This is a genomic window from Gaetbulibacter sp. S0825, from assembly GCF_011777505.1.
GTDB lineage: Bacteria > Bacteroidota > Bacteroidia > Flavobacteriales > Flavobacteriaceae > Pontimicrobium.
The window spans coordinates 368,917-380,968 of sequence record NZ_JAATJT010000001.1; the positions used below are offsets into that span (position 1 = coordinate 368,917).

Sequence of the window (12,052 nt, forward strand, 5' to 3'; positions counted from 1 at the left end):
CAATACATGCTTGATATTGCAACCAATCCATTTAAATTAACAAACAGCATAAATGACGTTTGTCACTACAAAATTGGTTTTCGTACATAATTTTTGACGTTATTCGTAATTCTAGTTACTTTTCCAAACGAATGACAATCGTAAATAAAAACATATCGCAAATTTTGGTACACATCCTGTTTTGGATGCTTTTTGTATTTGTGTCTTTGTTTGTTTTTTCAGATTATTATTGGGCGCAAAATCCGTTTTTACAATACCTTTTCATTTTGGTGGTTATTGTCTACTCAAACAACTTTTTTTTACTGCCTTATTTTGTAAAACGAAAACTGTACGTACTATACATTTTTGTGTTTGTTGCCATTTCTTTTCTTGCCACACAATTATACTGTAATGTATTTGCTCAATGTGGTTGCTCGTTTATGAAATGCTTGAGTGACTATTTATGGCAAACCTTAGTCCCTTTGATTTTCTTCTCATTTATTTGGATGCTCTACCGTTTTATCGCTGAACAAGAAGACCTTGAAAAGGTAAAAAAAGAACATACAGAAATGGAATTGAAGTTTCTAAAATCACAAATTAATCCGCATGTATTATTCAATAATTTGAATACGATCTATTCATATTCCATTGAGAACCCAAAAGAAACACCAGAGCTTATTTTAATGCTGTCGGACAATCTTAAACATGTTTTATATGAAAGTAATTCTGAGACCATTTCAATTGAAAAAGAACTACATTTTTTAGATAATTATATCAAGTTTCAAAAAATTAGAACCGAAGGCGTTAAGCATATAAATTACAATAAAAACATAGATTCAGAAGAGTATCAAATTGCTCCTTTAATGCTTATTACCATTATTGAAAATGCCTTTAAACACAGTACGCTTAATAGCTCTATCGATATTAGTATTATTATTAAGAATGGTGTTTTAGATTTTAATTGTAGTAATGATTATGATAGTAAAAAAATTGATGAAGACACTTTTAAAATCGGACTTCAAAATCTTGAAAAACGCTTAGAGCTTATTTATAAAGACAAGTATGAATTTACCATTACAAAAAACGGTATGTTTAAAGTCGTTTTGAAGTTAAAATTAAAATAAAGCTGTCATCTTGAGCGCAGTCGAAAGGTCTTTAACTAGGTCTCGACTGCGCTCGACCAGACATTAACTTTATATTTATTACAATGAATTGCATCATTATAGAAGACGAAATACCTGCGCAAAAAATCTTGCAAAGTTTTATTGGTAAAATTCCTTACCTCACCTTGCAAAACACTTTTAAGGCTGCGATTGAAGCCAATGGATATCTTAACTCCAATACTGTAGATATTATCTTTCTAGACGTGAATTTGCCAGATATATCTGGAATCGATTTTATAAAAACAGTAAAGAATCCACCAGCAATTATCATGACAACTGCATATTCAGAGTATGCAGCAAATAGTTTTGAATTAGAAAGCATTGTGGATTATTTAGTAAAGCCTTTTTCGTTCGATAGGTTTTTAAAAGCTATCAATAGAGTAAAAATTAAATCTGAAATCGCAACAGACACTACTCATGAAGATGAAAAAAAATCCATTTTTATCAACGTAGATAAAACACATCATAAAATAATTTTAGAAGATATTATTTATATAGAATCTGATAGAAATTATTTAACTGTGATTACAACTACTCAAAAACTCACCTATATAGACTCGCTTAAAAACTGGACAGAAAAACTTTGTGATGAGCAGTTTGTACAAGTTCATAAATCGTTCATCATTAATAGCAAAAAAGTCGATAAGGTTTCAGGTAATCAAGTATATATAAACGATTTAAAAATTCCTGTTGGTAGAACTTATAAGCAAGAGCTATTAAAGCAGTTAAAAATTATGTAATTTCCAGTTCACAACTTATAGTTGTTGGATATTTTAAACAAATCGCTTAAAAACAATGAATGCAGCTGAGTTTAGAAAATTAGTAGCTGAACATTTTTCACCTAAAATTCGTGAATTAGGTTGGAAAGGTTCTGGATTTCATTTCAGAAAAAAGCCTGAAAACCATATTGGAAATCTTTTTGGAATTCAAGGAAGTTGGTATGGTGGTTCCGTTTGTTGTGAAACAGCAATCTATTTTGACTTCATACCTGATTTAGCTGGTTTAAACTTTGAAAAAAGCACTTATGCAAGTTCTTTAATTAGAAAAAGGTTATCGCCAAAAGGAGATGGAGATTATCATTGGAATTTTAGTAATGACCTTGAAAAGAATATTGAATCCGTAAAATCAATTTGGAATGCTTTCGAAGAACACGGAATTAAGTTTTATAACGATTTTGGTGACTTCCCTCATCCTTTTGATAAAATAAATCCAAATGATTTAAGAAAAAGTGACAATTATTTTATTCTTGGAAAATATAATATTGGTAATAATGTTGAGGTAGCCAACCTTCTAAAAGAAGTGAATACCATAATTGGTCGTCGAGAAATAGCTCAAGAGTTTTCAGAGATAGGAATTGAAAGAGTAAATATCCTTGCAGAAAGACTATTGGTTGGTAGAAAAACTAAAACTTACAGAAAAAATGAAAGATTTATAGAAATGCAAATTGAAAAATTAAGAGTTAAATAAAATATCCATAGACAACACCAATAGCATGAACCACCAATCAAAACTTCCAAATTTAGAAACCACCATTTTTTCGGTGATGAGTGCATTGGCGCAAAAACACAAGGCTATTAATTTATCTCAAGGCTTTCCAGATTTTAAAGGCGACCAGAAATTAATAGATTTAGTAAGTGCCAATATGAACGCTGGCTATAATTATTATGCGCCAATGCCTGGAGTTTTAAAATTACGTGAAGCCATTGCAAAAAAATACGATGACCTTTATAGCTCAACATACCATCCAGATAATGAAATAACGGTTACAGCAGGTGCAACTCAAGCTATTTATACTGCTATCACAGCGTTTATTAGACCTAGAGATGAAGTGATTGTATTTCGTCCAGCGTACGATTGTTACATTCCATCGATTGAGCTTAATGGTGGAAAAGCCATTTCTATTCAATTGCATAAACCTGATTATAAAATTGATTGGAACAACGTTGCTAAGGTGATTAATAATAATACCAAAATGATTATTATTAACACACCTCACAATCCAAGTGGTACTGTGTTTTCTAAAGAAGATATGTTACAATTACAAAAACTAACCAATAACACAAACATTATTGTGTTAAGTGACGAGGTATATGAGCATATTATTTTTGATGACGAACAACATCAAAGCGTGTGCTTATTTCCTGAGTTAAAATCGCGTAGTTTTATCACAGCGTCTTTTGGTAAAACATTCCATAATACTGGCTGGAAAACTGGGTATTGTTGCGCGCCTAAAGACTTAATGGATGAGTTTGTAAAAGTGCATCAATTTAATGTGTTTAGTGTAAATCATCCTATACAATTGGCACTTGCTGAGTATTTAGAAGAGCCAAATCATTATTTAGAATTATCTGGATTATTCCAAGAAAAAAGAGATTTGTTTTTAAATTTAATTAAAGAATCGAGGTTTACGTTTACACCATCAAAAGGCACTTATTTTCAAGCCTTGGATTATTCAAATGTTTCTAATGAAAACGATTACGATTTAGCAATAAGACTTACAGAAGAACATGGTATTGCATCCATTCCTATTTCAGTATTTAACGAGAATAAGCTAGATGAAAAAATGCTACGCTTTTGCTTTGCTAAAACCGATGATACTTTAAAGCGTGGTGCTGACATTTTAAATTCAATATAAATTGTGACTTTTTATATAGAATAGAGTCCAAATAAAAGAGATAAAAAATTATAAAAATGAGATATCTATTAATACTACTATTTTTAGGAATAGGCTTTTTTGGCAATGCTCAAGAAGTAGAAAGAAACGGAAAAACATATGTTGTAAAAAAAGGTAAAATTATGCATGACGGTAACGATGTTACTTCAACATTTTCCTTAGAAGAACAAACAGCCATTAAAAAAGAGTTTTCCAAACTTGTCAACGAGTTAAAACAGAAAGAAAAAGAAGAAAAAAGGCAAAAAAAGCTTAAAAAAGACAAGAAAAGAGCCGAAAACAAACAAAAAAAGGTAGAAAAGGAGCTAAAACGTAAAAAGAACGCCGAGAAGAATTTTAGTAATGCTCAGAAAAAATTTAGCAGAGAAAAAGATAAATTTCAGAAACTTGAAGCTAAGGGTAAATTATCTCCAGAAGATTATGAAAAATGGGAGAAGAAACTTGAAAAACTGAAAGCAAGTATTAGTAAAGCTGAGAAAAAACTAAAGCGTTCTTAGTTTAAACTCTTTTCAACTTTGGTCATAAACTCTTTAATTTTAGAAGGCTCTAACCATCTTGTTACAACTACTAAGTTTTTTTCTTTATCTATTACGATAAAGTTGCCTCCAAATCCAGCTGCATAGTAGATATTTTCAGAGAGGTTTTCCCAATGTCTGCTCCCTTGTTTATTTAACCACCACATATACCCATAATTAGCATTTGGTTGAGATGGTGTAGTGGCTTTTTTAATCCAAGATTCACTAATAAGCTGTTTGTTTTTCCACTTACCATTATTTAAAAATAATAGTCCAAATCTTGCCATATCTTCTGCTGAAATAAATATGCCTCCTCCTGAGTGACCTCCTCCTGTAACAGACTTCATTTTAATGCCATCTATAACTGTCCAAGCATTATCATAACCAAACCACCTCCATGTTGTAGATGCTCCAATTGGGTCCATTATATGTTCTTTTAAAACTTGAGGAACTGGTTGTCTCCAAATATGGGTTAAGGAATACGCTAGCACATTTACACGAACATCATTATACTCCATAACTGTACCTGGTTCTTTTAGCTCTCTGTATTTCCAATCGTCAATATCGCCTTTTCTTGGTGGTCTGTCTGCCCAATCTTTTCCTCCCCAAAGCTCTCCAGACCAATCTGAGTTTTGCTGTAACAAATGCTCCCAAGTAATCTTACTGTTATGGTTGCCTCTAAAAGTGCCATCCCAAACATAGTTGGCCACTTTATCATCAGCACTATTAATTAATTTGTTATCATAAGCCAAACCAGCTACTGTAGATAAAAAACTTTTGGTGACGCTAAAGGTCATATCAACTCGCTTAATATCTCCCCATTTTGCAACAATGTAACCATTTTTAAGTATTACTCCAGCTGGACCTCCTCTCTTTTTGGTTGGCCCAGAAATTTCATGAAACGGTTCTCTAGCAAATCCTTTTAAAATGGCTATTCTTAAATCTCTTGAACCTGAATATTCATTATCGTTTGCAAATTTTACAGCCTCGTCTAAAAGCTGAGAATTTATATTTAGCTCATTTGGTGTTTTTTCTTGCCATTTAGCATGTCGTTCAGGGAAATAGGTTGTTTCTTGAGAAAAAGCATTACTAACAAATGTAATGGCAAAAACAAAAATGAGGAAACGAGTTTTCATGACTAGATTATTATGAATTGACTCTAAAAATAACTAAAATAAAAATCATTAGTATTTAAAAAATAGTTTAAATCACTACTTTTGAAATATGCAAGACGAATTAAAAATAGCCATTTTACAATCCGATTTAATTTGGGAAAACCCCGAAGGCAATAGAGCGCATTTTATAAATAAAATCGCATCGATTAAAGAGCCTATTGATATAATACTTTTACCAGAAATGTTTACTTCTGGATTTACTATGTATCCTGAGAATGTTTATGAGACTATGGATGGACCAACAATAAAGTGGTTACAAAAAATTAGTCAAGAAAAGCAAACAGCCATTGGAGGAAGTTTAGTTATTAAAGAAAATAATCATTTTTACAATCGTTTTGTTTTTGTAACGTCTGATGGGTTGATTGAAACTTACGATAAACGCCACACCTTCACCTTAGCTGGAGAAGATAAAGTCTATAAAGCTGGGACAAAAAAAATTGTTATAGATTATAAAGGCTGGAAAATTTGTCCTTTAATATGTTATGATTTGCGTTTTCCTGTTTGGGCTAGAAATGTAGAAAATTATGATGTGCTTTTTTATGTCGCTAATTGGCCAAAACCTCGAATTGATGCTTGGGATACCTTACTTAAAGCACGTGCTATAGAAAACATGAGTTATTGTATTGGTGTTAATCGTGTTGGAAATGACGATAATAACCATGAATATTCTGGACATTCGGCTGCTTATGATGGCTTAGGAACACAACTAACATCTCTGGAAGATGATGATGAAGGTATAGAGATAGTTACTTTAGATAAAAAACATATATCCACAATTAGAAATAAGCTGAGGTTTTTAGATGACAGAGACAGTTTTACTGTAAAATAAACGTTACTATTTGCTCAGAAAAAGCTCTGACTTCAATCTCTTTTGTATCGTGACTAACACGTTCTGGTTGTAATTTCTTTAAATAATTTCCTGAATCGTATTTTCTGTTTTTGTTAGAATCAAAAATAACTCTAAGAAAATAGTTTCCAGGATTTAGGCTTAAAAAATCTATTGGTTTTGAAGCGTCTTCTGCGTATTGTTCGGCTTCAATTTCACCTCTTTGGTCAACCAATTGCACAATTACTGGGTAAGTAGCATTTTGCAAATTAACACGTATTTCACCATAATCTATTTCAGCTTTCGTACGAACATTAAAGTTGAGTGTGTCGTTTCTATCCTCAAAGAAATCGGTAAATGCACCTGGAAGCAATTTAAAACTATAAGCGTTATCTTCAGTTTTATCAAAGCTAAAGTTATAGATATTGTTTAATGCGTCTAATTTTGTAGAAAAAGCAACATTGGTAGAGTCTTTATCAAGAATGGTAATCTTACTTTCATCTATTGCCGCAAATGGTGTTGTTCCTTGTAATTGAAAATCTTCTACTAATTTCAATGTTCTAGCTTCGATTGGTTTAATTATCAAAGTGTCCTTTTTTAGGTCCCTTATATTTACTTTAAAGGTGTCTTCATAGCCTTTATTCAACACTCTAAACATTAAGGAATCTACTTCAAAATTAGGTTTATACCAATAATTAAGTGTGTCTTTATCTGTTTCTTTGGTAATAACAGTTTTAAAATCTGAAGGTGCTTGAGATAATAACTCAATGGTCATTTTTTTTGCATCGCCTTCGTATCCAAAAGCAATCTTATTTCCAGAAACAAGACTAGGTCTTACTGCTTTAAAATCTGGTATTTCCTTGAATAAATTGAGTTCATAAATAGAATCAGACGGCACAGTAATAAATTCTTTTTTAAAAGCTATTTTATCTGTTTTTTGCTGAAAAGTATAGTTCCCATTTTCTTCTTTTAAAGCAATCATTAAATACTTACCAGCTTTTAAATTCTCCAATTTAAAAGTAGTAACACTATCGAGTGTATTGGTAATATACTTTGGCTTTTCTTTGTAAATAATGGAATCGTTAAAGGTCTCATTCACTTCATAAAGCATAACCGAAACAAAATCGTCTGGCTCTCTTTCAAATGAGTTTTTTACAAATCCACCAATACTCAAAGAGTCTATATAACTCCCCGTTGAAAATACATAACGATAATACGGATAAGGATTGCCTTCGTTATTATCAACTATACTTGTTCCAAAATTAATGGCATAAGTTGTGTTTTCTTGTAAAGTGTCTAGAATTTTAATAGTAATATATTTACTTGCTGAACCCAAAGGTGTAATCTCTGGTGCAGGCTCCATTGGAGGCGAAATAATTAACTGCTTCTGTAAGTCGTTAAGCTTAATATACTCGTCAAAATATATCTTAATTTCTTTAGCATTAAAGTTTATTGAGTTATTATCAGGAACAGACTTTTCAATTTCTGGTGGTGTTACATCTTTTTCTCCACCTGAAGGAGTGCCTCGGTTTGCGCAATTAAATAGCACCAAACAAATAACAAGCGAAAGAGATAAATTCGAGAAAAAACTGCGCATTAAATCAATTATTTAGGCAAATTAACGACTTATTTATATAAACGAAAAAAGTTATACCTAAAACATATAGCTTTTAAGTTTTTTCAGTTGTTCTTTTTTCCTTTCTCTGTGTTAAAACTCTAAACCGTAGCTTAGGCTATGCTTGAAAGTTTTTCCTTGATAAAGAAAAAAAATCCTGCCTCAAAATTCCCCAAAAGCTATATGTTTTAGGTATATTAAGCAATTGCCATAGTGGCAAGACTTATTTTAACATTGCTAGCTTTTACTAACTCCGTTGTACAAGCTTCAATTGTTGCTCCTGTGGTAATAATATCGTCCACCAATAATATATGTTTGTTAGTAATGATGTCAAGATTAGTGATACTAAAAACTTCGTTGTTATTATTCCATCGTGCTATACGTTCTTTAAATACTTGAGTTTTAGTAGAGGTTGTTTTTAAAAGTACGGAATCAATATATGGTACATTTAATGCTTGAGCTATTTCTTGTCCAAATTTTTCAACCTGATTATAGCCTCTCTTTTTAAGTTTCTTTTTATGTAAAGGCACTGGAATTACAGCATCAACTTGTTTATAAGCTTCAATGGTTTTTAGCTCATTACCAAGCCACTTTCCTAAAAAAACACCAATATCTTCATAACCTCTATATTTTAAACCATGCAATAAATGTTGTACCATTCCCTTTTTATGGAAATGTAAAAGTGCTGTTGCATTTTCTAATTCTACACGTCCATAAAGTACTTTTTTTACATCATCTTCAGCTTTAAAATGATAATTGGTTACAGGCAAATTATGTCTGCATTCAGTACAAACATACGCTTCATTATCGGCTAACAAATTATTGCAAGCGTAACATACTTTTGGGAAAAACAAGTTTAACAAGTTTTTTACCATTTGAACGATTAAAATTAGTTACTACAAACTTAATATATATTTTCGCATCAATTAATTAACCCTCCAACCAATAATAGTGTATAATGATAGTTAACCCTCAAGTATTTAACTATAGATTTACTATAGGAACCTTAGTGGTTGCTTTTACAGTTTTAGCTGCTTACAGTTACACTAGCTATACGTCTGCACAATCTAAAGAAGATTTTTTAAATCAAGAAAAAAAGCTTTTGGAAAATCAAATTTCTAAAGTCATATCTGGTTATGATGAACTTGACGATGCTAATAAAAATTTGAAATCGGAATTAGACAACACAAAAAACATCATTGCCCAAACTCAAGATTCTTTAAAAGAATTACAAGCTGACATGTTTTTGATTCATAAGTATCGTGATGAGTTGCTATCGCTAAAAAAACAACAATCAAACTTGATTAAGAAAGGTGACTCTTTTTTGGCTATTAATGCAGAATTATCTAAACAAAACACTTCTATTTCAAGACTATTAGATAAGCAAATTGATGTTATTTCTAATTTAAAAGAAGATAAGAAAAAACTAGATAACAATATTAAATTAGGAGCTTTAGTTACAGCAAATTCGTTTGAGGCAAACGCTTTTTCAATAAAAAACTCTGGAGAGATTGTAAAAACAACAAAAGCTAGTAAAACTAAAAATATTAGTGTGGCCTTTGTCTTAGCAGAAAACCCATTAGCAACACCTCAAGAAAAAGAATTTTATATTCAAATTATTGGCCCAGACAATAATGTAGTTGCAGATAAAGGTGCTATCGAATTTGATACATCATCTTTAATCTATAGCCACAAAACAAATGTTTTATATAATAAAGCGACTTTAGAAGTATCGGCTAATATTGAAACCAATAAAACGCTAGAATCTGGACGTTATATTGTAAATATTTTTGACAATAATAGACGAATAGGAGCTACTGAAATAATTTTACTATAATTCAATAAATAATTTTTAAGTAACCGTTCCATTTGTTTGGAACGGTTTTTTATTTTTGCACCATGGCACATCAAGACGATAAATTCAAAAAAGTAATATCTCACGCAAAAGAGTACGGTTATGTATTTCAGAGTAGCGAAATATATGATGGTTTAAGTGCAGTTTACGATTATGCACAAAATGGCGTTGAGCTCAAAAAAAATATACGTGATTATTGGTGGAAAGCCATGGTACAAATGCATGATAATATTGTAGGATTGGATGCTGCCATATTTATGCATCCAACCACTTGGAAAGCATCTGGACACGTTGATGCTTTTAACGATCCTTTAATTGATAACAAAGATTCTAAAAAACGATATCGTGCCGATGTGTTGATTGAAGACTACTGTGCCAAAATTGAAGCTAAAATTGAAAAAGAAGTCAAAAAGGCTGAAAAACGTTTTGGTGATGCTTTTAATAAAGAAGAATTTGTATCAACAAACGGCAGAGTATTAGGTTATCAAGAAAAAATAAATACCATTCTATCAAGAATGGCAAAGTCTTTAGAAAATGAAGATTTAGCAGATGTAAAAGCCTTAATTGAAGAACTAGAAATTGCCGACCCTTTAACAGGAAGTAAAAATTGGACTGATGTAAAGCAGTTTAATTTAATGTTTGGAACTAAACTTGGTGCTTCTGCTGATAGTGCTATGGATTTATACTTACGTCCTGAAACTGCCCAAGGTATTTTCGTGAATTTTTTGAATGTTCAAAAAACTGGACGTATGAAAATTCCGTTTGGAATTGCTCAAACAGGAAAAGCCTTTAGAAACGAAATCGTAGCGCGCCAATTTATTTTTAGAATGCGTGAATTTGAGCAAATGGAAATGCAGTTTTTTGTAAAACCAGGCACTCAAAAAGAATGGTATGAAAAATGGAAAGAAACGAGGCTTAAATGGCATCTTTCTCTTGGTTTAGGTGCAGAAAACTACCGTTTTCACGACCATGAAAAATTAGCGCACTATGCTGATGCAGCAGCAGATATTGAGTTTAAATTCCCATTTGGATTTAAAGAATTAGAAGGAATTCATTCACGTACAGATTTCGATTTAAAAGCTCATGAAGAACATTCTGGAAAGAAGCTACAGTATTTTGACCATGAAGACAACAAGAGTTATGTGCCTTATGTGGTAGAAACATCTATTGGTTTAGATAGAATGTTCCTTGCTGTATTCTCAAACTCATTACAAGAAGAAGAGCTAGAGAATGGTACTACAAGAACTGTATTGAAATTACCTGCGGTTTTAGCACCAACAAAAGCAGCTGTTTTACCTCTGATTAAAAGAGATGGACTACCAGAAGTGGCTCGTAAAATTGTAGAAGATTTAAAATGGGATTTCTCTGTTGATTATGATGAAAAGGATGCCGTTGGAAGACGCTACAGACGACAAGATGCTAACGGAACCCCATTTTGTATTACAGTAGATCATGACACCTTAGAAGACAACTCGGTAACTATAAGACATCGTGACACAATGGAGCAAAAGCGTGTGAAGATTGAAGAGCTACGAGATATTATTAAACAAGAAGTAGATGTGAAATCTTGGTTGATGAAGATGTAAACTTCATAAAGCAATAACAAAAAAAAGCCTCAAATTATATTGAGGCTTTTTTTATATGGTATGTTCTTAAAACCTATATCCAATAGCAATACCTCCACGACCAACAACTTCAATATCACTATTACCAAGTAAATCTCTTCCTATTCCTAAATATATTTCGGCAATAAAACCTCGTTTGGTGACAAACTTTGCACCTGCAGAAATACCAACTGCAAAATCGGTGTATTTTTCTTCAACATAAGTATCAAAAGGACCTTCATTGCTATAATAAAATTCATCTTTCCCAGAATGTAACATTGTAAATGCTTCCACAAAAAAACCTTGTGCATACTTTTTAGAAAAAAAATGTCTGTAATACGGTGTGATTGAAAACGTTCTATATTCATCTAATCCAGTATCATAATCATCCCCTAAACTAATAAGTGTCCCGACACCAAATGATGATTCTTCATTAATGATTCTTTCATAACCAAAATCTAGCCATTTAAAGCCTATTAAATTGGTCATGTTTAATTTTAATTCATCTCTTTTCGAAGTATCGAAATCATTGTTTGTTTCTTGTGAAAAAGACATCAATGTACAAAGTAATGTGATTAAGAGAATTGGTTCTTTCATTTAGTTTAGTTTTTAGTTCAACAAGATTTATCAATAATCATGCCTTTGTAAG

The 12,052-nt window shown here is 31.7% G+C and carries 12 protein-coding genes; 8 read left to right on the forward strand and 4 right to left on the reverse strand.

From position 1 onward, the window contains the following. The first annotated feature begins 131 nt into the window (after positions 1 to 131). The 5 genes from HB672_RS01755 to HB672_RS01775 all read left to right on the forward strand — a co-directional run bounded on the left by HB672_RS01755 (position 132) and on the right by HB672_RS01775 (position 4,310). Positions 132 to 1,103 carry a histidine kinase gene (locus HB672_RS01755; RefSeq protein ID WP_244306562.1) on the forward strand — a complete coding sequence of 324 codons (972 nt, stop codon included), beginning with the start codon at positions 132 to 134 and terminating at the stop codon, positions 1,101 to 1,103. Between the two features lie 83 nt (positions 1,104 to 1,186). Then, positions 1,187 to 1,882, forward strand: coding sequence for a LytTR family DNA-binding domain-containing protein (locus tag HB672_RS01760; protein ID WP_167606761.1), 696 nt, complete (start codon positions 1,187 to 1,189; stop codon positions 1,880 to 1,882). 55 nt (positions 1,883 to 1,937) lie between these two features. Further along, entirely contained in the window at positions 1,938 to 2,609 is a 672-nt protein-coding gene (locus HB672_RS01765) for a DUF4304 domain-containing protein (RefSeq protein ID WP_167606764.1), read from the forward strand. A gap of 25 nt (positions 2,610 to 2,634) precedes the next feature. Then, positions 2,635 to 3,777, forward strand: coding sequence for a methionine aminotransferase (locus tag HB672_RS01770; RefSeq protein WP_167606767.1), 1,143 nt, complete (start codon positions 2,635 to 2,637; stop codon positions 3,775 to 3,777). A 56-nt stretch (positions 3,778 to 3,833) separates the two neighbouring features. Then, complete coding sequence (locus HB672_RS01775; protein ID WP_167606771.1) at positions 3,834 to 4,310, forward strand: hypothetical protein; 477 nt, start codon at positions 3,834 to 3,836, stop codon at positions 4,308 to 4,310. Here the strand turns inward: HB672_RS01775 and HB672_RS01780 are convergent. Continuing rightward, complete coding sequence (locus HB672_RS01780; RefSeq protein ID WP_167606774.1) at positions 4,307 to 5,464, reverse strand: serine hydrolase; 1,158 nt, start codon at positions 5,462 to 5,464, stop codon at positions 4,307 to 4,309. The genes HB672_RS01775 and HB672_RS01780 overlap by 4 nt on opposite strands. Positions 5,465 to 5,552: 88 nt before the next feature. Between HB672_RS01780 and HB672_RS01785 the strand changes: the two genes are divergently transcribed. Continuing rightward, positions 5,553 to 6,332, forward strand: coding sequence for a nitrilase family protein (locus tag HB672_RS01785; protein ID WP_167606778.1), 780 nt, complete (start codon positions 5,553 to 5,555; stop codon positions 6,330 to 6,332). Here HB672_RS01785 and HB672_RS01790 read toward each other — a convergent pair. After that, the gene (locus tag HB672_RS01790) at positions 6,319 to 7,926 is read right to left on the reverse strand and encodes an Ig-like domain-containing protein (protein WP_167606781.1); all 1,608 of its coding nucleotides are present in this window, start codon (positions 7,924 to 7,926) and stop codon (positions 6,319 to 6,321) included. The genes HB672_RS01785 and HB672_RS01790 overlap by 14 nt on opposite strands. A gap of 215 nt (positions 7,927 to 8,141) precedes the next feature. Then, the gene (locus HB672_RS01795; protein ID WP_167606784.1) at positions 8,142 to 8,819 is read right to left on the reverse strand and encodes a phosphoribosyltransferase family protein; all 678 of its coding nucleotides are present in this window, start codon (positions 8,817 to 8,819) and stop codon (positions 8,142 to 8,144) included. Positions 8,820 to 8,902: 83 nt separating this feature from the next. Between HB672_RS01795 and HB672_RS01800 the strand changes: the two genes are divergently transcribed. Next, on the forward strand, positions 8,903 to 9,781 hold the full coding sequence (locus HB672_RS01800; RefSeq protein WP_167606787.1) for a hypothetical protein: 879 nt from the start codon (positions 8,903 to 8,905) through the stop codon (positions 9,779 to 9,781). 62 nt (positions 9,782 to 9,843) lie between these two features. Next, positions 9,844 to 11,385, forward strand: coding sequence for a glycine--tRNA ligase (locus tag HB672_RS01805; RefSeq protein WP_167606790.1), 1,542 nt, complete (start codon positions 9,844 to 9,846; stop codon positions 11,383 to 11,385). Between the two features lie 66 nt (positions 11,386 to 11,451). On the opposite strand, the gene HB672_RS01810 is transcribed toward HB672_RS01805, so the two are convergent. Then, positions 11,452 to 12,000 carry a DUF3575 domain-containing protein gene (locus tag HB672_RS01810; RefSeq protein ID WP_244306563.1) on the reverse strand — a complete coding sequence of 183 codons (549 nt, stop codon included), beginning with the start codon at positions 11,998 to 12,000 and terminating at the stop codon, positions 11,452 to 11,454. Positions 12,001 to 12,052 lie beyond the last annotated feature (52 nt).

What these genes read in the sequence shown, in the direction of transcription:
- HB672_RS01755 (WP_244306562.1), top strand. Translation starts at nt 132, where the DNA reads ATGACAATCGTAAATAAAAACATATCGCAAATTTTGGTACACATCCTG.
- HB672_RS01760 (WP_167606761.1), top strand. Translation starts at nt 1,187, where the DNA reads ATGAATTGCATCATTATAGAAGACGAAATACCTGCGCAAAAAATCTTG.
- HB672_RS01765 (WP_167606764.1), top strand. Translation starts at nt 1,938, where the DNA reads ATGAATGCAGCTGAGTTTAGAAAATTAGTAGCTGAACATTTTTCACCT.
- HB672_RS01770 (WP_167606767.1), top strand. Translation starts at nt 2,635, where the DNA reads ATGAACCACCAATCAAAACTTCCAAATTTAGAAACCACCATTTTTTCG.
- HB672_RS01775 (WP_167606771.1), top strand. Translation starts at nt 3,834, where the DNA reads ATGAGATATCTATTAATACTACTATTTTTAGGAATAGGCTTTTTTGGC.
- HB672_RS01780 (WP_167606774.1), bottom strand. Translation starts at nt 5,464, where the DNA reads ATGAAAACTCGTTTCCTCATTTTTGTTTTTGCCATTACATTTGTTAGT.
- HB672_RS01785 (WP_167606778.1), top strand. Translation starts at nt 5,553, where the DNA reads ATGCAAGACGAATTAAAAATAGCCATTTTACAATCCGATTTAATTTGG.
- HB672_RS01790 (WP_167606781.1), bottom strand. Translation starts at nt 7,926, where the DNA reads ATGCGCAGTTTTTTCTCGAATTTATCTCTTTCGCTTGTTATTTGTTTG.
- HB672_RS01795 (WP_167606784.1), bottom strand. Translation starts at nt 8,819, where the DNA reads ATGGTAAAAAACTTGTTAAACTTGTTTTTCCCAAAAGTATGTTACGCT.
- HB672_RS01800 (WP_167606787.1), top strand. Translation starts at nt 8,903, where the DNA reads ATGATAGTTAACCCTCAAGTATTTAACTATAGATTTACTATAGGAACC.
- HB672_RS01805 (WP_167606790.1), top strand. Translation starts at nt 9,844, where the DNA reads ATGGCACATCAAGACGATAAATTCAAAAAAGTAATATCTCACGCAAAA.
- HB672_RS01810 (WP_244306563.1), bottom strand. Translation starts at nt 12,000, where the DNA reads ATGAAAGAACCAATTCTCTTAATCACATTACTTTGTACATTGATGTCT.